Genomic DNA, 22,093 nt, shown 5'->3' with positions numbered 1-22,093 from the left:
AAGAATATTCCCAAGGCCGATTCTGAAGGTCACCCCTTGAAATGCCAAGATTAACCCTTGCTTAAGTTGACTTTCGTCAACCAGGAATGACGCCCGTCACCCACGCCGTGGAAGAGACTGCCCATGCGCAACAACCAACCTGTCACCCAGAACGAACAGAAGCTTCTTGACGACCAGACCCTGATCTCGGTCACGGACTTGAAGGGGCGCATCACCTACGCCAACAAGGCGTTCATCTCGCTCAGCGGTTACCTGGAGGACGAACTGCTGGGTCAGCCGCACAACATCGTCCGCCACCCCGACATGCCGGAGGAGGCGTTCCGGGACCTGTGGGCCACCATCGAAAGTGGCTCGCCGTGGTCCGGCCTGGTCAAGAACCGGCGCAAGAACGGCGACTTCTATTGGGTGCGGGCCAACGCCACGCCCATGCGCGACGGCGACCGCATCGTGGGCTACCTGTCGGTGCGAACCAAACCCGCGGAAGACGAGGTCCGCGCCGCGGAAGGCCTGTATGCCCGCATGCGCCAGGAAGCCCAGTCGGGTCACCAGGTGCATGTGCTGGAGCGTGGCCGGGTGGTTCGGGCGGGGCGGCTGGCCCGCTGGGGACGGCAAGTCACGCCCGGTCTGCGCGGGCGCATCCTGTGGCTGACGGTGCTGTCGGCCACCATCCCCCAGCTGCTGCTTCAACTGGGCGTACCGCCCACCCTCAGCATGGTGTGTGCATGGGGGGCTGCGGTGGGAGCCGGGCTGTGGATCTGGCAGTTGATGGGGGCACCGCTGCATCGTGTGGTCGCCCAGGCCAACCGCGTGGCCGCAGGCGACCTGTCCGAAAACCTCCGGCTGACCGAGTCCGGCTTGCTGGGTGAACTTCAGCAGGCGCTGGCCCAAGTCCAGTTGACCACCCGCACGGTGGTCCGCGACGTGCGCCACGAGGTGGGCAACCTGCGGGGTGGCACCCAGGAAATCGCCATGGGCAACAACGACATCTCCAACCGGGTGGAGTCCCAGGCCAGCAGCATCGAACAGACCGCGGCGTCCATGGAGCAGATCAACGGCACCGTCAAGCAAACCACCGACACCGCGGCCCAGGGGGCCGAGCTGGCCAACCACACCTTGGCCATTGCCCGGCGCAGCCACGAATCGGTGCAAGCCGTCACCGACACCATGCAGGGCATTGAAGAGTCGTCACGGCGCATCGGCGACATCATCAAGGTGATTGAAGGGGTGGCGTTCCAGACCAACATCCTGGCGCTCAATGCCGCCGTGGAGGCGGCCCGGGCCGGTGAAGCGGGGCGTGGCTTTGCCGTGGTGGCGTCCGAAGTGCGCGCCCTGGCCCAGCGCACCAGCAGCGCCGCCAGGGAAATCCGCGACCTCATCGAAGAGTCTCACCGCCGCGTTCAAGACGGCGCGCAACGGGCCGCCGAGGCCCGTGCACGGGTGGACGAGTCCATGGCCGCGGTGGACAAGGTCACGGCCATGCTGGACGGCATCCGCACGGCCACGCAGCAGCAGTTGTCCGGCACGTCGCACATCACCCAGGCCCTGAGCGACATGGACGACATCACCCAGCAAAACGCTGCCATGGTGGAAGAGCTGGCCGCGGCCTCCAAGTCGCTGAACGACCAGGTGGATGCCGTGCACTACTCCATCCGGGTGTTCCGCCTGTTCCAGGGCGACAAGACCCTGGCGGAAGACGACGCCGTCCAGCTCCGGCGACAGAAGAAGGACAACACCGACCTGCGCGACGACGAGGTGGATTTCGACAAGGTCATTGCCGCCCACCAGCAGTGGCGGGTGACGCTGCGCAACGCCGTCCTGAAAAACAAGAAGCTGGACGCCGACACCCTGCGCCGGGACGACTGCTGTGCGCTGGGCAAATGGCTGCACGGCGGCGGCGGGCGGCGGTGGGGCCATGTGCCCGACTTCAAGGCCCTGCTCCAGCACCACAAGGCCTTCCACCACGAGGCCGGCAAAGTGGCCGACGCCATCAACCAGGGAGCGCTGGACAAGGCCAAGGCCATGATGGAAAGCGGCACACCGTTTGTGCAGGCCGGCCACCACGTGACCCACACCATTCGGGCCCTCAGGGCGCTGGCGGAACACCACGACACCCCAACCCGCGCCCAACCCGCAGCCGCTCCCGCCACCACCCCCAAACCCGCGCTCAGCCCGGTAGCCCCCCGGGCCACCGCCAACGCAGGAACAGACGACTGGGAAACCTTCTGAGCCGCCCGCTCACCGCCGAAACGGCGTGGCCACCTCCAGGCTGGCGTCGCAGCCCACGCCCACCGCAATCCACCGATGGGCCAGGCGCAGCAACAGGGGCGCACACCAGCGAAAGCCAGGGGGCAACACGCTGCGGGGTTGGGTCAGCGCACCGCAACGGTACAGGTGGTTGGCCTCATCCCAACGCAAGGCCATGCACGAGCCCAACCGTTTGCGCGACAACAGCATGCCCAGGGGGCAGGGTTCGGCCAGGCAGCACAGGCCACAGCCGTTGCACACAGCCCCTTCGGGTGGTTTGCGCGGGGCCTCAGGGTGGATGTGGATGATCGGGCTCACTGCCCCGACACCCGCTTGGCCAGGCGCAGCAACTTGGAGCTCATGCGCAACTGGGCTTGGTTGGCGGCGTCCAAATCCACCTCAAACGCCAGGCGCCGTTCGTCGGGCACGATTTGGAGCATGGCCCCTTGGCGAGCAGCCTGCGGATCGTCGGTCACGGTCAGCACCGGGGTGCCTCGCAGCGACTGGAACAAACGCCCACCGCGCTCACCTTCGCCTTCGCCCACGTACAACATCTGGCACTGCTTGATTTCGGGCACCGTGCCAATGCGCACCACCTTCAAAGGCTTGCCATTGACGGTTTTGCCCCGCAGCTTTTCCAGGGCGCTCACCAGCTCGTCCTGCCCGAACACACACACGGTGAATGTGTCCAAGCCGCTGCCCGGCACGCTGGAAGGCCAGTCGGTCAGTTGGGCAAAGTTGTACAGGTACACCGCCTTCATGGCGTATTCCGGCACGGCCTTGTCACCCTCGGCCGCACGGACAGGCGCCATGCAAAGCATGGCCGCCAGCCAGACGGCCCACAACCCAATGGAGCGGAGTGACGACTTCATTTGAACTCGTACCCCAGTTGGAACCAGAAATTCCGCCCATCGGCTGGATAGGACCCCACCGCCGTCACCACTGACGAGCTGATGTGGTTGTAGTGAACATTGCCCAGGTTGCGGATGGAAAAGCTGTAGGTCCAGCGGTTGGCTTTGCCACTGAGCGTCAGGTCACCCACCCAATAGGCGGGCTCGCGGGTCACAGAATCATTGCGCAACCGCGAACCCAGGTAGCGCGCCGACAGCCCCAAACGCAACGACTCCCCCCGCAACGGCAGGCTGAAGTTGAACTTCAGGTTGTTGTGGGCCATGTTCTCCGGGTAACGACCATAGGGAGAACCTTCGGGGAAGTAGGTGTTCTGGTAGGCGTAACTGGTCAGCAGGCGGGCGCCGTTGTCCCACAGGTGCTCCAACTCCAGCTCAGCCCCACGAGACGCCTTGGGCCCGTAATTGCCCGGTTCCTGCCACCCCTTGTAGAGCAGGTACAGGAAATTGCTGATGCGGTAGTTGTAGAGCGACGCCGTCAAGCGGGTCTTGGGCCCGAGCTGCTGCTCCAAGGCCAGCTCCTGCGTGCGCAGTTTCTCCACCAGCGGATCGGGTGCCCACAGCTCCGACCAAGCGGTCTGCTGCCGATTGGCCTTGCCGGTGGACAGCTTCAGCCGTGTGCCGTCCCACGGCGTGTACACCGCCGCCACCCGTGGGCTGAAGGTCTGGCTGCCATTGTTGCGGGCATCCCAACGCCCGCCAAAATTCAGCTGCAGCTTGTCGGAGACGGCAAAGTCGTCGTAGGTGTACAGGCTTTTGGTGCGCCGAGACACCAGGTAAATGTTCTCCGGGACCTCCACGCCATGTTCGAATGAACGAGCACTCTGCGCATGGTCATCCCGGTACTCCGCCCCCAACACCAGGGTGTGGCGATCAAACCACGTGCCCACCAGTTTGGCATCCACACCGCGCCAGCGGGCCGCATAGACGTCCACCCAATCGTCGGCAGGGAAGCGCTCATCCGTCCGGAAGTCCCCGTGGTACAGATCCACGGAGGTTTTGAGACGCTCGCCCAGCTCACCGTCGTAGCGCAGGCGAACAAACGACTGGTCGTTCGGTTCACGCTGACTCAGGTCGACAGGATGGGACATCTTGCGATTGACCTGCGCGGCCTGCAAGGTCCAGCCCTGGTATTGGGTCTTCAGGAACAGGCGGCGATTGCTGTATTGCTCCACCCGATCGACCTCGGGCAACACCTCGCTGCCCTGGGGATGCCGACCGCTGCTCTCCATGCCCGAGGCGGACAGCAACACGTCCAACCCGCTGTCGAACTGACGCCCGAACGTGACCCGGTTCTCACGCCAGCCATGGCTGCCCAGCCCAGTGGTGAGCTGGGCGCCCCCGAAGTCGCGCCCCTTCTTGGTGATGACGTTCACCACCCCCAGGAAGGCATTGTCCCCCTCGCTGCTGGAGCCGTTGCCGGGGATGTACTCCACCCGGTCGATGAGGTCCACGTCCAGCAGTCCGTCGGTGCCGAACGAGGTACGCGAGAAGAAGCCATCGGTGGCCCGGTGGCCGTCGATCAGCAGGGTCAAACGGCCCGACTGACTCCCGGCGTTGGCATACCCACGTCCGCTCAGGAAGCCCTGGCGCGAGGTGTAGCCCATGCTGAGCCCACGCATGCTGTCCAGGATGTCCCCCAGCGAGCGGTAGCCGAAATCGCGGATGTCCTTGGCCGTGACGATGGACACGGCCGACGGCGCGTGGCTGACCTGCCGGGCCAGCTTTTCAGCGGTGATGACCTCGGTGGCCAGCAACTGCTCGAACGGCACCTCGGTCAGCTCGGCCACGTCGTCCGGCACCGACTGGGCCAGCACGGGCCAGACCGACAGCAGCGCCAGCGGCAGCAACGCCCAACGACGCACCTTCCCGCGCCAAGCGCGGGAAGCCTTTCGGTCGGTCTTTGGGGGTTTGCGGAAGTCTGACATGAAGATGAACGGCGATGTTACCAAACCCCATTGCGTGACATTCACTCCGGCGGATGAAAGGTCACCTGATTCCGCCCCCCCATCTTGGAACGGTACATCGCAATGTCAGCCCACTTCAGGATGTCGTCATCCCGGTGTTCGTGGTTCACGGTCACCACCACACCAATGCTGGCGGAGCACGGGTGCTCGGAACACGTCTGGGTTTGTCCGCCTGAGGCACCGTGAACGCTGTAAGGCTTGGCCAACGCCGCACGGATCTTTTCCGCCACCCGAGCCACTTGGGATGTGGCCGCCGCGTGGTCGGTGTCCAGATCGCTGAGCAGCACCACGAACTCATCCCCACCAAACCGGGCCACCGTGTCGGCATCGCGCACACAGCCGGTGATGCGTTGGGCCACCTCCTTGAGCAAGCGGTCCCCCGCTTCGTGGCCGTGGCTGTCGTTCAAGGCCTTGAAGTGGTCCAGGTCCAGGAACATCAGGGCAATGTGGCGGCGGCTGCGGTTGCTGGCGGTCATGGCGTGTTTCAACCGGTCCAGCAACAGGCGACGGTTGGGCAAGGCGGTCAACGCGTCGTGGTAGGCCAGGTGGAAGATTTCTTCCTCACGCTTTTTCTGCGTGATGTCCCGCCCGATGGCAATCACCCCCTGCACCCCCCCGGCGCCATCCCGCTCCGGCAGCATGCGGATGTGGTGCACCTCCACGCGGCCATCCGGCAAGGTGATGGTTTTCTCCAACTCGCCCGCGCGACCACTGGCCAACACGGCATCCAGCAGCTGGGCATAGTCCTCGTAGGAACCGTCCTGGTGATAGGCCCGCGGATGGGCTCCCAGCATGACCTTGTCCGCGCCCCCGAGCGTTCGCTCCAAATTCGGGTTGACGTAAACCGTTCGCCCCATGGCGTCATACCGAACCACGTTGTCGGGCAGGCTGTCAACCAACGAGCGGTACTTGTGCTCGCTGGCGCTCAAGTCGCGGTGCATCAGCAGCCGTGCCAAGCCATCCTGCAAGCGCAGCCCCATTTGCTGCAGCAGCCGGACATCGCCAGCCGCCCATGCGTTGGCGAGGTTGCAGCGGCTCAACCCGAACCGCCACACGCCCCCCGCCTGAGGGCGCAGGGTCAGGACCACCATGGCCTGAACGCCTCCACGCGCCCGAAACACGGCGGGCACCGCATGTGCCGTGTCGGGGCCGAAGGGCACCGGAACCCCTCCCTCCTGGGTGAGTTGCAACCACGCTGCCAGCCCGTCGTCCATGGGAAGGGACAGGCTGGCGGGCACCGCGGCCTCCGGCACGCAACGTTCCATCGCCAGCGTCAGCGTCGAATCGGACGGGTTGCAAGGCGGCAACAAAAAGGCGCGATCGGCGTCGAACACCGACAAGAACACATCCAACGCGCTGCACACCAAGGGATCGAACTCGGAAGCCTCCTGCATGACACGGTTGATCCGGTCCAGGCAGGCCAGGACGTGCAACTGCGCCTGCTGCTCGTGCTCCAGACGCTTGCGCTCGGAAATGTCCAGCATCAGCCCGTGCCACACCATCCCGACCGCCAGGTCCTCGCCGGGGGCCGCAATCACCTCCAGCCAGCGCTCGGGCGCATCAGGGCGAAGGACGCGGAACTCCTCGCGGTAAGGCTTCAACACCCCAGCAGAATCGGCCATGGCGGCCTGCACCCGCACCCGGTCGTCGGGGTGGACCCGCTGCAACATGGGCGTCAGGTCATGCGCAACGTCATCGGGCTTGAGGCCGAACAAGGCATCCACCCCCTCGCTGATGAACGAGAAGCCGCCCTGGCCTTCGGGCAAGGGCCGAAGGGTGAATGCAAGCCCCGGCAGGTTGCCCAGGAAATGGTTGAGCCGGTTCTGGGCCTCGTGCTGGACGTTGATGTTGCGACCGAACGCCAGCGTCCCGACCACCCGCCCCGAGGGATCCCGCTCGGGCATCACCAGGATCTGCTTCTGGTTGTGCAACCCGGACACGGGATCGAACAGGCGCATCTCGAAAGACACCTCGACCCCGGTGCGCTGAACCTGTGCCGCGGCGCGCTGAAACGCGTCAAAACGACCATCGGGCCAGACCTCGGACGGCAACCGGCCCGCGACCTCCGCCAGCGATACCCCCAGAAAGTCCCGCAACAACGGGGTCAGGTACCGGATGCACCCCGACGCGTCGTACCCAATGATGTGGTCGGGCGAGCTTTCCAGCATGCGCTGGAAATCAGGACCGTCAAGCCTCCCCACACCATCGCGCATGCGTTGTGAAGTCGCGCTCATTGGCTGTCCCCTCGTTCAAGAAAGCCTGGCGAGGCCTTGGAGCCCAGCAGGCACGACCGCCCCAACGGTTCATGGCCGATTCATTCAATTGATCATATGAAATACCGGCACCCACGCCAACCCGAAAGCGCAGGGCCTGACGCAAATCAGAGACACCCCCTGAAGTATCAACCCTCGAAAAACGCCCTCACCCCCGCGCCAACACCGGCCCCAACGCCACACCCGTGTGGGTGCCCAGGCGCACCACCTCTTCGGGCGGTGCGGCGGCCACGATGCGACCGCCCTCGCCGCCGCCTTCGGGGCCGAGGTCGATGATCCAGTCGGCCTCGGCCATCACGTCCAGGTCGTGCTCGATCACCACCACGCTGTGGCCGCCATCCACCAGGCGGTGCAGCACGCGGATGAGTTTGTCCACGTCGGCCATGTGCAGGCCCACGGTGGGTTCGTCCAGCACGTACAGGGTGTGTGGAGACTTTTGGCCTCTGCGCCCAATGTCGTCACGCACCTTGCTGAGCTCGGTCACCAGCTTGATGCGCTGCGCCTCGCCACCGCTGAGCGTGGGGCTGGGCTGGCCCAGCGTCAGGTAGCCCAGGCCCACGTCTTTCAGCAGTTGCAGCGGGTGGGCGATGCTGGGCATGGTGGCAAAGAAGTCCACCGCCTCGTCCACCTCCATCTGCAACACGTCGCCAATGCTTTTGCCCTTCCAGGTCACGGCCAGGGTTTCGGGGTTGAAGCGGGCGCCATGGCAGGTTTCGCAAGGCACCTTCACGTCGGGCAGGAAGCTCATTTCGATGGTCCGCATGCCCTGGCCCTCGCAGGCGGGGCAACGCCCGTCGCCGGTGTTGAAGCTGAAGCGCCCCGGCGCGTAGCCGCGGGCCTTGGCCTCCAGCGTCTCGGCAAACAGCTTGCGGATGGTGTCCCAGAAGCCGATGTAGGTGGCCGGGCAGCTGCGCGGCGTCTTGCCGATGGGGGTCTGGTCCACCTCCAGCACACGGTCCACCGGCTCGATGCCGCGCACGCCGCGGCAGCCCACCCAGGTGGGGCGCTCGCCACGGTCCCAGGCCTCGCGGCCCGCCTTGGTACTGCGCTGAGCCACGGCGCTGGCCACATTGGCCAGCAGCACGTCTCGCGCCAGCGTGGATTTGCCCGAGCCGCTCACACCCGTGACCACCACCAAGCGCTGCAGGGGCACGGCCACGTCCAGCTGTTGCAGGTTGTGCAAATGCGCCCCAGAAATATGAACAAAATCTGCCCCTGGCGCTTTACGTGCAGGCATGGGGTGCTTCATTGCCTGTAGCAAATAACGCCCGGTTTGCGACTCGGCGTTGGCGGCGATGTCGACCACCGAACCCTGCGCCACCACCTGCCCACCGCGCTTGCCCGCGCTGGGGCCGATGTCGATGATGTGGTCGGCCCGGCGGATGGTGTCCTCGTCGTGCTCCACCACCACCAGGGTGTTGCCGTGGGCCCGCAGCTGGTCCAGCGCCTCCAGCAGCACGCGGTTGTCACGCGGGTGCAGGCCGATGGTGGGCTCATCCAGCACGTAACACACACCCTGCAGGTTGCTGCCCAGCTGGGCCGCCAGGCGGATGCGCTGCGCCTCCCCCCCGCTGAGGGTGGGCGCGCCCCGGTCCAGCGTGAGGTAGCCCAGGCCCACCTGCTCCAGGAACCGCAGGCGGCCCAGGATTTCGGGCCACAGGTCGCGGGCAATGTCCTGCTCGCGCTGGGCCAAGGGGGTGCCCGAAGCCCCCGCCACCGCCTCCACCCACTGCCGCACCTCGCGCACGCTCATGGCGGCCACGTCGGCAATGCCCTGCCCGGCAAAGCGCACGGCCCGGGCCTGGGGGTTGAGGCGGGTGCCATGGCAGGCCGGGCAGGCCTCGTGGCTGAGGTCTTCCACCTCGGGTTCGGCAAACGACTGTTCGCGGCCCTGGGCGTCGTCGCGCTGGCTGTCGTCCAGCAGCTTGCGCTGCTCGCGGCTGAGGTTGACGCCCGTGCCCACGCAGTCCGGGCACCAGCCGTGTTTGCTGTTGTACGAGAACAGGCGTGGGTCCAGCTCGGGGTAGCTGGTGTGGCAGGTGGGGCAGGCGCGCAGGGTGGACAGCACCTGCAGTGTGCCCACGTGTTCGCCCACGCCGTCCGCCGCTGCGGCGCTCGGGGCCACTTGCGCGGCGTGCGCTGCGAAGGCATCGGCCAGACCGTCCAGCGGGCTGAGCAGGTGCACCACGCCCTTGCCGTGCTGCAAGGCCAGGGCCAGTTGCAGGCGCAAAAATTCCTCGGTCTCGGGGCCCACCACCAGGTCGGCCACGGGCAGCTCCACCGTGTGTTCCTTGTAGCGGTCCAGCTTGGGGAAGGGGCTGGTGGGCACAAAGGCACCGTCCACCCGCAGGTGGCTGTGGCCGCGGCCCCGCGCCCATTCGGCCAGCTCGGTGTAGATGCCTTTGCGGCCCACCACCAGCGGGCTCAGCAGGCCGACGTGGCGGCCCCGGTGCTGGCGCATGATCTGCGCCACCATCTGCTCGGGCGACTGGGGGCGCACCTCGGTGCCGTCGTGCACGCAGTGCTGGGTGCCCAGCTTGACGTACAGCAGCCGCAGGTGGTGCCACACCTCGGTGGTGGTGCCCACGGTGCTCTTGCGCCCCCCGCGGGAGAGCCGCTGTTCGATGGCCACGGTGGGCGGGATGCCGTACACCGCGTCCACCTCGGGCCGCCCCGCCGGTTGCACGATGCTGCGGGCGTAGGCGTTGAGGCTTTCCAGGTAGCGGCGCTGGCCTTCGTTGAACAGGATGTCGAAGGCCAGGGTGGATTTGCCCGAGCCGCTGACGCCGGAGATGACGTTGAAGGCCCCGCGGGGAATGTCCACGCTCAGGCCTTTGAGGTTGTGCTCTTTGGCGTTGACGATGCGGATGGCGTTTTTTTCAGCGCTCTTGGCGGCACGTGGGTCCGCCTCGGTCGGCGGGGCGGGGTGGGCATGGGCCTCATATTCGCTTCGCTCATCAAATCGGCCCACACCCACCCCGCCCCGCTCGCCCGAGACGGACCCACGTGCTGCGGTGCGCTGCTGCACTTGGGACAGATAGGCGGCTGCAGGCGCTTCTTTCACGGCGTGCACCTGGTCGAAGGCTTGGGCGTAGTCGCGCAGGGCCTGGGCGGTGTGGGTTTGGGCGTGTTCGCGCACGTCTTCGGGGGTGCCTTGGGCCACGATGCGGCCGCCTTGGTCGCCGCCGTCCGGGCCCAGGTCGATCAGCCAATCGGAGGCTCGGATCACGTCCAGGTTGTGTTCGATGACGATGAGCGAGTGCCCCGCCTCCAGCAACTTGCGCAGGGCGCGCATGAGCTTGGCGATGTCGTCAAAGTGCAGGCCGGTGGTGGGCTCGTCGAACAGGAAGAGCTTGCCCTTGCGGGCCACCGCCTGGCGGCTGGCCGTGGCTTTGTGGCCGGTCTTGGTGGCCTCGGCCAGGAAGCCCGCCAGCTTGAGGCGCTGGGCCTCGCCGCCGCTGAGGGTGGGCACGGGCTGGCCCAGTTTCACGTACTCCAGCCCCACGTCCACGATGGGTTGCAGCACGCGCTGCACCTCGCGGTCGGTGGCGAACAGCTGCACCGCCTCGCTGACGGTCAGCTCCAGCACCTGGGCCACGTTCAGGGTGCGGCCCCCGCGCTCCAGCGTGACCTCCAGCACCTCGGGGCGGTAGCGCTGGCCGTCGCAGTCGGGGCAGCGCAGGTACACGTCGCTCAGGAACTGCATTTCCACATGCTCGAAGCCCGAGCCGCCGCAGCTGGGGCAGCGCCCGTCACCGCTGTTGAAGCTGAACTTGCTGCCGGTGTAGCCGCGCTGCTGTGCCAGCGGCGTGGCGGCAAACAGGGTGCGGATGGCGTCCCACGCGCCCACGTAGCTCACGGGGTTGGAGCGGGCCGTCTTGCCGATGGGCGACTGGTCCACAAACACCGCATCGGCCAGCACCTCCGCGCCCAGCAGGCGGTCGTGGGCGCCGGGGGTTTCGGTGCCCTGGCCGAAGTGGCGGGCCAGCGCCGGGGCCAGGATGTCCTGGATCAGCGTGGACTTGCCCGAGCCGCTCACCCCCGTGACCACCACCAGCCGTTGCAGGGGGAATTCCACGTCCAGGTGCTGCAGGTTGTGCTCGCGTGCGCCTTCCAGAATCAGGCGGGGCGTGCTGTCGGTCACCAACCGCTTGAAGCCAAAACCCACCTGCTTGCGCCCGCCCAGGTAGGCACCGGTGAGGGTGTCGGCATGGCGGATGGCCTGGGGCGTGCCGTCGAACACGATCTGCCCGCCGCGCTCGCCGGGGCCGGGACCCATGTCGATGAGGCGGTCGGCCGAGAGCATGACCGCCGGGTCGTGCTCCACCACCACCAGGGTGTTGCCCGCGTCCACCAGGCGGCGCATGGCGACGTTGATGCGGTCCATGTCGCGCGGGTGCAGGCCGATGCTGGGTTCGTCCAGCACGAACAGGGTGTTGACCAGGCTGGTGCCCAGGGCCGTGGTGAGGTTGATGCGCTGCACTTCGCCGCCGCTGAGGGTGCGGCTTTGGCGGTCCAGCGTGAGGTAGGGCAGGCCCACGTCGCACAGGTAGCGCAGGCGGGTGTTGATTTCGTCGAACAGCAGGTCGAGGGCGCGGGCCTCTCCGGTTGGTTTTTCGAGGCCGTGCGGGGTGGCCTGGGACCCGGCCTCAACCAGCCCCGCCCGCACGGCCTCGAAAAACGTGCGCAGCCGCGCAATGGGCAGCCGCATCAGGTCGTGCAGGCACAGGCCGGGCAGGGCTTGCAGCTGTGCACGGGTCCAGCGGGTGCCCGGGGGCAGGAAGCGTTGGGCGGGGGGCAGCACGGCGTCGGCCTGAGCCTGGGAGCCAATGCGCCACAGCAGGCTTTCGGGCTTGAGGCGGGCGCCTTGGCAGTCGGGGCATTCGGTGTAGCTGCGGTACTTGGACAGCAGCACCCGGATGTGCATCTTGTAGGCCTTGGTCTCCAGGTATTCGAAGAAGCGGGCCACGCCGTACCACTGCTGGTTCCACTTGCCGTTCCATTCGGGGCTGCCGCCAATCACCCACTGCTGCTGCTCGGGCGTGAGCTTGGCCCAGGGCGTGTCGCGGGGGATGCCTGCGGCCTCGGCGTGGCGCATCAGGTCGTCCTGGCACTCTTTCCAGGCCGGGGTTTGCAGGGGTTTGATGGCCCCGGCGCGCAGCGTGAGTTTGTCGTTGGGGATGACCAGCCCGTAGTCCACCCCGATGACGCGGCCAAAGCCGCGGCAGGTGTCGCACGCGCCCAGCGCCGAGTTGAAGCTGAACAGCGAGGGCGTGGGCTGCTGGTAGTGCTGGCCGCTGTCCGGGCAGTGCAGGCCGGTGGAAAAGGACCACACGGCGGGCTCAGCGCCCGGCGTTCCGTCGGTGGCCGCGGCGGGCAACACGTGCACACGCACCTGGCCCTGGCCGCGTTGCAGCGCCACCTCCAGCGCCTCGGCCAGGCGGGCGGGCTCGGTGGTGCTGAGGCGGAAGCGGTCGGCCACCACGTCCAGAACCTTGATGGTTTTTTGGCCTCCAGCGCTTTCAGAAGAAGCGCGAGCAGCTCCTTTTTTTGTAGTTTTTGCCTGCCCCTCGGTGGCCGGGCTGGGCAAGGCCACCTCGCGCTGCGCCTGCACGCGGGTGAAGCCGCTGGCGGCCAGCCAGCCTTCCACGTCGGCCTCGGTGGCGCTGGCGGGCAGGGTCACCGGGAAGGTGACCACCAGGCGGGGTTCGTCGCCCTGGCGGGCGGTCCAGTCGGCCACGCGCTGGTGCAGTTCGGCGGCGATGCTTTGCGGGTTGTCCTCGCGCACGGGCTGGGCGGTCACGCGGTCGAACAGCTGCGCACCCCGCGCAAACAGCAGCTTGAGGTGGTCGTTCAGCTCGGTCATGGTGCCCACGGTGGAGCGGGAGCTGCGCACGGGGTTGGTCTGGTCGATGGCGATGGCCGGGGGCACGCCGTCCACCCGGTCCACCGCGGGCTTGTCCATGCGGTCCAAAAACTGACGGGCGTAGGCGCTGAAGGTCTCCACGTAGCGGCGCTGGCCCTCGGCAAACAGGGTGTCGAACACCAGGCTGGACTTGCCCGAGCCGCTGGGGCCGGTGACCACCGTCAGTTCAGCGGTGCGGATGTCCAGGTCCACCCCCTTCAGGTTGTGCTGCCGTGCGCCACGGATGCGGATCAGGCCGGTGTCCCGATCGGTGTCGGGCTGGGGCGTGGGCGTGTCGGGGAGCTGGGACATGGCGGAGGGGGGGGGAAGGAGGGCCGGACATCGGCGCGGGCTGAACATTCTAGGAAGGGCGGCTTACCCGCGCGGCCTGGCGGGGCGTTCAGTTTTTCTTCAACCCCGACAAAAAAGCTCGCGGGGTTTGCCTGCCGCCCCGGTGCTGGGGCAAGCTCGGCGGCATGAACCACACACCCTTGTTTTTTCCGACGTTTGCCCAGGGCATGGCCTTGAGCCTGGGCCTGATCGTGGCCATCGGGGCGCAGAACGCCTTTGTGCTGCGCCAGGGCCTGCGGCGCGAGCACGTGGGCCCCGTGGTGGCGTTTTGTGCGCTGGCCGACGCGGTGCTGATCTCCGCCGGGGTGCTGGGCATGGCCCAGGCGCTGGGCGAGCGGCCCTTGCTGGCCCGCGCCCTGGCGCTGGCGGGCGCGGGGTTTCTGGCCCTGTACGGCTGGCAGGCCCTGTGCCGCGCACGCCAATCGCACCAGTTGCGGGCCGACCTGAACCAGCCGGGCCTGAGCCGCCCCGCCGCCCTGGCCCAGGCCGCGGCCTTCACCCTGCTCAACCCCCATGTGTACCTGGACACGGTGATGTTGGTGGGCAGCATCGGGGCCCAACAGCCCGCGGCGCTGCGGGGCTGGTTTGTGGCCGGGGCCTGCTCGGCCAGCCTGATGTGGTTCACCTCGCTGGGTTTTGGGGCCCGCTGGCTGGCCCCCTGGTTTGCACGCCCCCGGGCCTGGCAGGTGCTGGATGCACTGATTGGGGTCACCATGTGGGTGCTGGCCACCCTGCTGGTGCACCACGCTTGGGCAGGAAGCTGACACAATCCGCCCCAGCGGGCCGATGTCCGGCCTTCGCCCCCTTCTGTATTGGACGGTGCTGCGATGACCCTGCTTCCTGGCCTGCGCAAACTGCTGCCCTCTGTGTTGACCGTGGGTTTGCTCACGGGGGTTTGCATCCCGTGGGCACAGGCGCAAATCAAGGTGGGAATGCCCTCGGGCTTCACCGGCTCGGTGGCGGCGGGCGTCAAGGAGAACCTGGAAGGGGCGCAGCTGTACCTGGACGCCGTCAACCAGCACGGGGGCGTGCACGGGCAGAAGATCGAGCTGATCCAGGCCGACGACGCCTTCGCCCCCCAGAAAACCGCCCAGGTGGCCGCCGAATTGGCCGACAAACACGACCTGGTGGCCCTGTTCCTGAACCGCGGCACCCCCCACACCGAAGCCCTGCTGCCGCTGCTGGCCAAACTCAAGCTGCCGCTGGTGGCCCCCAGCACCGGGGCCATGGTGGTGCACAGCCCGGTCCATCCCTGGGTGTTCAACGTGCGGGCCACCTACCAACGGGAAGCCGCCCGCGCCGTGGAGCACCTGGCCAGCCTGGGCATCACCCGCATCGCGGTGCTGCAAACCGACGACTCGTTCGGGGCCGACGCGGTGGTGGGCGCCGAAAAGGGCTTGGCCAAGGCGGGCCTGAAGGCCCTCTGGATCGAGAAATTTCCCCGCGACAAACCCGACTTCGGCCCGCTGGCGGCCAAGGTGCAGCAGACCGAGGCGCAGGCGGTGGTGTTCCTGGGGTCGGCGGGCAACGTGGCCACCGGGGTGCTTGCCCTCCGGGCCACGGGCTCGCGGGCGCAGGTGGTGACGCTGTCCAACAACGCGTCTCAGGGCTTCATCAAGCTGTTGGGGGAACACGCCCGCGGCGTGATCGTGACCCAGGTGTTCCCGGGCGAGCGGGCGGCGCTGGCCTTCAGCCGCGAAGCACAAGACCTGGCCAAGGCCAAAGGGCTGTCAACCGTGTCCCCCGCCATGCTGGAAGGGTTTGCCGCCGCCAAGGTGTTGGTGGAGGGGCTCAAACGGGCGGGCCCCAACCCCACGGGGAGCAAGCTGCGCGATGCGCTGGAAGGCATGCGCCACGTTGACCTGGGCGGTCTGACGCTGGGCTACAGCGCCACCGACCACACCGGGCTGGACTTCAGCGACCTGTCCATCGTCGATGCGTCGGGACAGTTCAGGCGCTGAAGCCCGGGCGGGCTGAGGATCAGGCCTTGATGATCATCACCGGCACGGTGGCGTGGGTCAGCACCTTCTGGGTGACGCTGCCCAGGATCAGCGCTTCAATGCCCCGACGACCGTGCGAGCCCATGACGATCAGATCGCAGGCTTCGACCTTGGCCGTGACCAGGATGCCGTCGTAAGCCGCGTCGCGCTCGATGGTGTCGCCAGAGAACGGCACGCCGCGCGCCTCGCAGATTTCGCGCAGCTCGGCCAGCACATGGGCGGCGGCGGTCTGTGCGTCGGTCATGTAGGCCTGGAGGCTGGCCGGGGCGGTTTCGCCCACGCCTGCGAACGGGAAAGGATCGACCACAAACACACCCACCACCGATGCGCCCTGGCTCTTGGCCAGGTCAGCGGCCACTTCAGCGGCCTTGCGAGCCTGGATCGAGCCGTCGATGGGAACGAGGATTTTCTTGAACATGGATGCCTCCTGAATTGAGATGGGCGGCATGTTACCGCCAGCGCGGGGCGTCTTGCCCCTGCATCAGTCAAATTGATCGTTGATGATTCGTTGGGAGAGCGGCCCCAGGGGGCGGGAGCGCGGGGCCTGGCGGTGGGACGTGGGGGCTGGGATGCTGGCCCCTTCGGGGTGCCCTGCCGAAATGACAGCCCCCACGCTCCCTGCGGTCGCTGCCCCCCAAGGGGGCGTTCACCGCCTTGGGAGCGGCCCTGCGGCGGTTCATCGGGCGGCAGGAGCGTCGCGGAACTCACGCCGCTTTGCTGCGCAAAGCTCTGTTCAAACAACCGCGACCAGTCAGACCACGAAGCACGCTGCGCGTGCCTCCCGCCACCCTGCTCTTCTCGGCTGCGCATGTGCGCCCCCAAGCCCCACCGCCGGGCCCCGCGCTCCCGCCCCCTGGGGCCACCCGTGGGTTGTGTGGGACATCTCAAGCAAAAAGTGCCTCTTGCGCTTTTAATGAAAGCGCAAAAAGCTATCAAAAGCATAGTTGCGTGCGCAACGCGACTAAACCCTGGGTTCGCGCCCGTGGTGAACCAGCAGCACTTCAGCGGGGTGGGGCGGGTGGGCTGTGGGGTGGTTGCCTTCGCCGGTGGCGAGGCGCACAGACCGTGGGGCGGGGGGCGCGCCAGCGCCCCCTCAACCTCTGACTTCGTCGCGGCTGTTTGAACGGAGTTTTGCCAAGGGCAAAACGCAGTGAGTTCCGCGACGCGCCCCACGGTCGAGCACCGCAGCGGAATCGGCTGAAAGCCGATCACCGGCGAGGCACCCACCCCACAGCCCACCCGCCCCACCCCGCCGCGAGGACGTGCCCACAAAGCAACAAGGACTCACCACGCCATAAGCACCGCACCCCGCAGCCCGTCGCTACACTGCCAACACCTTGTCGCAAGGGGGAGATTCCAATGACCCAATTCACACGCCAATGGCTCATGGGGGGCGCTGCCGCCGCTGTCGCGGGAGCTGTTTTGTTGGGCGGCTGGCTGTTCAAGCAACACACGTCCAGCACCGCCCCACCCGACGGCTCCGACGAACCCTTTGCCTGGGTGGACTGCAAGCCCCGGCTGCTGGACGGGTCCCCCGCCGTGGCGGTGACCTTCACCCAGCCGCTGGCGCGTGGGCAGAATTGGGACAAGCTGGTCCAGGCGTCTGAAGGCGAATCCGCCGACAAGGCCCAGCCCGTCACCCCGCGCTGGGTGCTGGGCGACAACCCCCGCACGTTGTTCCTGCCCAACGCCACCCCCGAACGCACCTACCGCATCGCCCTGGCCGAAGGGTTGGCCGCCGCCAAGGGCGGCACGCTGGGCGCGGCGCAGAACTGCTCGGTCAAGAGCGAGGCCATGCCCGCCGCCTACTACTTCGCCAGCAAGGGCGTGGTGCTGCCCGCGGGCCAGAACGGCGGCCTGCCGGTGGTCACCGTCAACACGCCAGAGGTGGATGTGCAGTTCCTGCGCGTCAACGCCGAATCGCTGCCCGCCTTCCTGGAGCAGGTGGGCAGCCGCCCCCAAGCCCGGGCCGCCAGTGAAACCGCCACCGAAGACGGCGAAGGCGAGTACGACGGCGGCTGGGTGGACCCCGCCCGCAAGCTCAAAGGCACGGTGGGCGGTTATGTGCTGGACGAGCTGCGCGGCAAGGCCACCAGCGTCTACCTGTCGCGTTTCAGCACCGACCCGCGGCCCAACCGCCGCAACGTGAGCTTTTTGCCGGTGGAGCGCATCAAGGAGCTGCAGGAGCCCGGCATCTACATCGCGGTGATGAACCCGCCCGGCCGCTTTGGCTGGGACCACCAGGTCACCTACTTCTACGTGACCGACATCGGCCTGCACGTGCGCCGCCATGGCGACCAGGCCGACGTGTTCGCCTCGTCGCTCAAGACCGGGCAGGCCCTGAAGGGGGTGGAAGTCACCCTCATCGACGACAAGGGCAAAAGCCTGGGCCAGGCCGGCACCGACGACGACGGCCACGCCGTGCTGACCAGCCGGGTGGACAAGGCCCGCGCCGTGGTGGCGCGGCGCAACAAGGAAATGTCAGTCCTGGCGCTGCGCGACCCGGCGCTGGACCTGTCGGAATTCGACGCGAGCGGCCACCCCTCGCGCAACCAGAAGCTGTTTGTGTACGCCGGGCGCGACCTGTACCGCCCGGGCGAAAGCTTCACCGTCTCGGTGCTGGCCCGCGACGCCGACGGCAAGCCCCTGCCCGCCGCGGCCGCGCCTGGCCTGCCGCTGACCCTCACCCTCAAGAAGCCCGACGGGGAATCCGTCTCCACCCAGTTGGTGCGCCCCCACGCCAAGGGCTCGGGCTACTACCAGCACGAGCTGGCCCTGCCCGCCGCCGCGCCCACCGGGCGTTGGCTGCTGGAGGCCCGCGTGGACCCCGCCGCCAAGCGCCCCGACGCCAGCTGGGGCTTCCAGGTGGAGGAATTCCTGCCCGAGCGCATGAAGCTGGACCTCAAGGCCCCCGAAGCCGTGCTGCAAGGCGGTGGCGAGCTGACGGTGGCCGTGCAAGGCAACTACCTGTACGGCGCCCCCGCCGCGGGCAACACCCTGCAGACCACCATGGTGACCGAGCGCCAGCGCGTGGCCCTGCCCCAGCAGTGGCCGGGCTTCTACTTTGGCGACATGGCCGACGACAGCGCCCGCCAGCGCCAGGACCTGGGCGAATCCACCCTGGACGAACAAGGCCAGGCCAGCATCAGCGTGCCGCTGGCGCTGTCGGAACGCAGCTCGCCCATGAAGGTGCGGGCCAGCTTCAGCCTGCTGGAATCGGGCGGGCGGCCCGTGGTGCGCTCCATCGAACGCACCTGGTGGCCCGCCGACACGCTGGTGGGCATTCGCCCGCTGTTCGACCGTGACGTGACCCAGGAAGGCGGGCTGGCCGAGTTCGAGCTGATCCGCGTCAACACCCAGGGCAAGTTCGTGCCCGTCAAGGGCCTGCAGGTGCGCCTGGTGCGCGAAGAACGCCAGTGGTACTGGCGCTACGACGACGACCGCGGCTGGCACAGCGGCTACACCGAGGCCGAGGAGCTGACCGACGCCCGCGGCCTGGACCTGAGCGCCCGCGCCAAGCTGGCCGTGCCCGTGGGCTGGGGACGGCACCGGCTGGAGGTGATCGACCCCCGCACCGGCCAGACGGCCCGCTACCGCTTCTACGCCGGCTGGAATGCCCAAGACGGTGACGAGCTGGGCAACCGTCCCGACCGGGTGGGCATCCAGCTGGAAGGCGCACCGTACAAGCCCGGGGACAAGGCGCACATCGTCATCAAGCCACCGCACGACGGCGAGGCCATCGTCACCGTGGAAGGTGACCGCGTGCTGTACACCCAACGCCTGAAGGTGCGCGCCAGCGGCACCACGCTGGACATTCCCGTGGCCGCCGACTGGAACCGCCACGACCTGTACGTGAGCGTGCTGGCCCTGCGCCCCGGCAGCGCGGGTGACCGCGTCACCCCGGCCCGCGCCCTGGGCTTGGCCCACCTGCCCCTGGCCCGCGACAGCCGCAAGCTCAAGCTGGCCCTCAAGGCCCCGGCCAAGACCGCGCCGGAGCAGCAGGTGCCCGTCACCGTGAAGCTGACCGACGCCAAGGGCCAGCCCTTCAAACCCGCCGCCGGGCAGCAGGCCATCGTGACGCTGTCGGCGGTGGACGTGGGCATCCTCAACATCACCCGCTACCCCACGCCCGACCCGGCCGACTACTTCTTTGGCAAACACCGCTACGAGGCCGACCTGCTGGACCTCTACGGCAAGCTCATCGAAAAGATGGACGGCAACCAGGCCCGCCAGCGCTTTGGCGGCGACGCGGGCAAACGCGACACGCAAAGCCTGCCGCGCAAGGTGCGGCTGGTGGACCTGTTCAGCGGCCCCGTGGTGCTGAACGACGCCGGGGAAGCCACCATCCCGCTCAGCCTGCCCGACTTCAACGGCACCCTGCGGCTGATGGCCGTGGCCCACACCGCCGACAGCTACGCCAGCGCCGACGCCGAGATGGTGGTGGCCGCCCCCCTGGTGGCCGAGCTGAGCATGCCCCGCTTCATTGCGCCCGGCGACAGCGCCACCATTGCGCTGGACGTGACCAACCTCTCGGGCCAGGCGCAGGAGGTGAGCGTCAAGGTGGAATCGGGCTCCCCGCTGCGCATCACCGGGCAACACGGCGCCGTCAAGCTGGCCGACCAGCAGCGCACCGTGCTGCGCTACACCGCCGAGGCCACCGACGCCTACGGGCTGGCCCCCATCAAGCTCACGGTGACGGCGGGCACGCTGAAGGTGGTGCGCGAGGCCGCCTTGCAGGTGCAGCCCGCCACCCCCGTGGTGCGGGAGGTGCGGCAGCTGCGCATCGACGCCGACGGCACCGCCAAGGCCGACCCCACCTTGGGCGACGGCCTGTGGCCCGACTCCACCCAGGTCAACCTGACGCTGTCCAACCGCCCACCCATCGACGTGAAAAGCGCCGTGCAGGGCCTGTTGATGTACCCCTACGGCTGCCTGGAGCAGACCACCAGCAGCGCCTACCCGCTGGTGTTCATCGACGAGGCCGGGGCCACGGCCTATGGCATGAAGCCCCTGAGCCGCGAGGAACGCGCCAAGCGCCTGGACGTGGCCTTTGGCCGCCTGGCCGGCATGCAGCAGCCGCAAGGCGGCTTTGGCCTGTGGAGCGCCAGCAGCCCTTACGAGGCCTGGCTCAGCGCCTACGTCACCGGCTTCCTGCAAGATGCCCACGACGCCGGGTTTGCCGTGCCCGACACCCTGCTGCAACGCGCCACCCAGTCGCTGCTGGAGCAGTTCCAGAAGGCCCCCGGCCAGCAGACCCGCCCCCCCAAGGACGTCAAGCGCAACGCCGAAGGCCGCATTGCCGATTACCGAGACGTGGAGCTGGTGCGCATTGCCCACCAGCGCCTGGCCGAATCGGCGCATGCAGGCTACATCCTGGCCCGCGCCCAGAAGGCCCCGCTGGCCACGCTGCGCACCCTGCACGACGAGTGGCGCGGCAACGCCCGCTCGCCGCTGGCCCTGGTGCACCTGGGCCTGGCCCTCAAGCTGATGGGTGACGAATCCCGCGCCCAGGCCGCCTTCAACGACGCCATGGCCCTGCCCTACGGCATCCACGGCAACGTGGGCGGCAATGCCGGTTACTGGTGGGACGACTGGCTGGGCGACTACGGCTCCGCCGTGCGCGACACCGCCCTGGCCTATGCCCTGCTGCACCGCCACCAGATCAGCACGCCGCGCCGCGAAAACCTGGTGCTGGACCTGGCCGGGCTGTTGGGCCAGCGCCAGTACCACTCCACCCAGGAGCGGCTGGCCCTGTTCCTGGCCGCCCGTGCCGCCGGGGGCAGCACCAGCGCCCCGTGGCAAGCCATCGTCACGGCCAACGGCAGCACCGACACCCTCAAAGGCAGCACCGCCGAGCAGCGCAGCTTCAGTGCGGCGGCGCTCAAGCGTGGCATCAGCGTGGCCAACAAGGGCAAGGACGTGCTGTTTGCCGAGGTGTCGGTCGAGGGCTACGCCACCAAGCCCCCCGCCCCCAGGGACGACCGCATCAGCCTGGAGCGCAGCTGGTGGACCGCCGACGGCCAGCCGGTGACGGGCCGACAGTTCAAGACGGGCGACATGCTGATCGTGCGCGTCAAGGTGCAAAGCAAGCAGCGCATCAAGGACGCACTGGTGGTCGAACGTGTGCCCGCCGGCATGGAGGTGGAAAACCTCAACCTCAGCCAGGGTGTGCAGGCCAGCGACTTCACCGTGGACAAGGCCAACGTGGCCGAGGCCATGGCCGATGCCCGCATCAAGCACCGAGAGTTCCGCGACGACCGCTTCGTGGCCGCCGCCGACCTGCGCGAAGGGCCGCTCCACCTGTTCTACGTGCTGCGGGTGGTGACACCCGGCACCTACACCGTGCCCGCCCCCTACGCCGAGGACATGTACCGCCCCGACGTGCGCGGCGTGGGCAAGGCGGAGGCCAACATCACGGTGGTGGATGGCCGGGGCAAGTGAGCCG

General features: G+C 67.9%; 10 protein-coding genes. 4 read left to right on the top strand and 6 right to left on the bottom strand.

The features are described from left to right. The first annotated feature begins 123 nt into the window (after positions 1 to 123). Positions 124 to 2,226 (top strand): methyl-accepting chemotaxis protein, encoded by a 2,103-nt coding sequence (locus ACYVB7_RS03490; protein ID WP_460505181.1) that lies wholly within the window; start codon positions 124 to 126, stop codon positions 2,224 to 2,226. A gap of 9 nt (positions 2,227 to 2,235) precedes the next feature. Here the strand turns inward: ACYVB7_RS03490 and ACYVB7_RS03485 are convergent, their stop codons facing one another. From ACYVB7_RS03485 to uvrA, 5 genes are all read right to left on the bottom strand, one after another. Then, positions 2,236 to 2,562: a hypothetical protein gene (locus ACYVB7_RS03485; RefSeq protein ID WP_460505180.1), complete on the bottom strand. Its 327-nt coding sequence runs from the start codon at positions 2,560 to 2,562 to the stop codon at positions 2,236 to 2,238. Next, complete coding sequence (locus ACYVB7_RS03480) at positions 2,559 to 3,116, bottom strand: YfiR family protein (protein WP_460505179.1); 558 nt, start codon at positions 3,114 to 3,116, stop codon at positions 2,559 to 2,561. Before ACYVB7_RS03480 ends, ACYVB7_RS03485 begins: the two co-directional genes overlap by 4 nt. Continuing rightward, positions 3,113 to 5,080 carry a TonB-dependent receptor plug domain-containing protein gene (locus tag ACYVB7_RS03475; RefSeq protein WP_460505178.1) on the bottom strand — a complete coding sequence of 656 codons (1,968 nt, stop codon included), beginning with the start codon at positions 5,078 to 5,080 and terminating at the stop codon, positions 3,113 to 3,115. The genes ACYVB7_RS03480 and ACYVB7_RS03475 overlap by 4 nt, the downstream gene beginning before the upstream one ends. A 41-nt stretch (positions 5,081 to 5,121) precedes the next feature. Continuing rightward, entirely contained in the window at positions 5,122 to 7,353 is a 2,232-nt protein-coding gene (locus tag ACYVB7_RS03470; protein WP_460505177.1) for a sensor domain-containing protein, read from the bottom strand. A gap of 187 nt (positions 7,354 to 7,540) precedes the next feature. Further along, entirely contained in the window at positions 7,541 to 13,609 is a 6,069-nt protein-coding gene (uvrA, locus tag ACYVB7_RS03465; protein ID WP_460505176.1) for an excinuclease ABC subunit UvrA, read from the bottom strand. Positions 13,610 to 13,773: 164 nt separating this feature from the next. Here uvrA and ACYVB7_RS03460 point away from each other — a divergent pair, with 164 nt between their 5' ends. Both ACYVB7_RS03460 and ACYVB7_RS03455 read left to right on the top strand, forming a co-directional pair. Continuing rightward, positions 13,774 to 14,412 (top strand): LysE/ArgO family amino acid transporter, encoded by a 639-nt coding sequence (locus ACYVB7_RS03460; RefSeq protein ID WP_460505175.1) that lies wholly within the window; start codon positions 13,774 to 13,776, stop codon positions 14,410 to 14,412. 63 nt (positions 14,413 to 14,475) lie between these two features. Continuing rightward, the gene (locus tag ACYVB7_RS03455; RefSeq protein WP_460505174.1) at positions 14,476 to 15,609 is read left to right on the top strand and encodes an ABC transporter substrate-binding protein; all 1,134 of its coding nucleotides are present in this window, start codon (positions 14,476 to 14,478) and stop codon (positions 15,607 to 15,609) included. Positions 15,610 to 15,628: 19 nt separating this feature from the next. On the opposite strand, the gene ACYVB7_RS03450 is transcribed toward ACYVB7_RS03455, so the two are convergent. Beyond that, positions 15,629 to 16,066 carry a universal stress protein gene (locus ACYVB7_RS03450; protein ID WP_460505173.1) on the bottom strand — a complete coding sequence of 146 codons (438 nt, stop codon included), beginning with the start codon at positions 16,064 to 16,066 and terminating at the stop codon, positions 15,629 to 15,631. 941 nt (positions 16,067 to 17,007) lie between these two features. Here ACYVB7_RS03450 and ACYVB7_RS03445 point away from each other — a divergent pair. After that, positions 17,008 to 22,089 (top strand): alpha-2-macroglobulin family protein, encoded by a 5,082-nt coding sequence (locus tag ACYVB7_RS03445; RefSeq protein WP_460505172.1) that lies wholly within the window; start codon positions 17,008 to 17,010, stop codon positions 22,087 to 22,089. The last annotated feature ends 4 nt before the right edge of the window (positions 22,090 to 22,093 follow it).

The sequence above is a fragment of the Hydrogenophaga soli genome (assembly GCF_054777695.1).
The sequence above is the reverse complement of the archived record's forward strand: the minus strand, read 5'-3'. Positions and strand labels throughout refer to the sequence as shown.

Excerpts from the sequence above, each read along its gene's own strand:
- ACYVB7_RS03455 (WP_460505174.1), top strand. The coding sequence starts at position 14,476 with ATGACCCTGCTTCCTGGCCTGCGCAAACTGCTGCCCTCTGTGTTGACC.
- ACYVB7_RS03450 (WP_460505173.1), bottom strand. The coding sequence starts at position 16,066 with ATGTTCAAGAAAATCCTCGTTCCCATCGACGGCTCGATCCAGGCTCGC.
- ACYVB7_RS03475 (WP_460505178.1), bottom strand. The coding sequence starts at position 5,080 with ATGTCAGACTTCCGCAAACCCCCAAAGACCGACCGAAAGGCTTCCCGC.
- ACYVB7_RS03480 (WP_460505179.1), bottom strand. The coding sequence starts at position 3,116 with ATGAAGTCGTCACTCCGCTCCATTGGGTTGTGGGCCGTCTGGCTGGCG.
- ACYVB7_RS03445 (WP_460505172.1), top strand. The coding sequence starts at position 17,008 with ATGACCCAATTCACACGCCAATGGCTCATGGGGGGCGCTGCCGCCGCT.
- ACYVB7_RS03460 (WP_460505175.1), top strand. The coding sequence starts at position 13,774 with ATGAACCACACACCCTTGTTTTTTCCGACGTTTGCCCAGGGCATGGCC.
- ACYVB7_RS03490 (WP_460505181.1), top strand. The coding sequence starts at position 124 with ATGCGCAACAACCAACCTGTCACCCAGAACGAACAGAAGCTTCTTGAC.
- uvrA (WP_460505176.1), bottom strand. The coding sequence starts at position 13,609 with ATGTCCCAGCTCCCCGACACGCCCACGCCCCAGCCCGACACCGATCGG.
- ACYVB7_RS03470 (WP_460505177.1), bottom strand. The coding sequence starts at position 7,353 with ATGAGCGCGACTTCACAACGCATGCGCGATGGTGTGGGGAGGCTTGAC.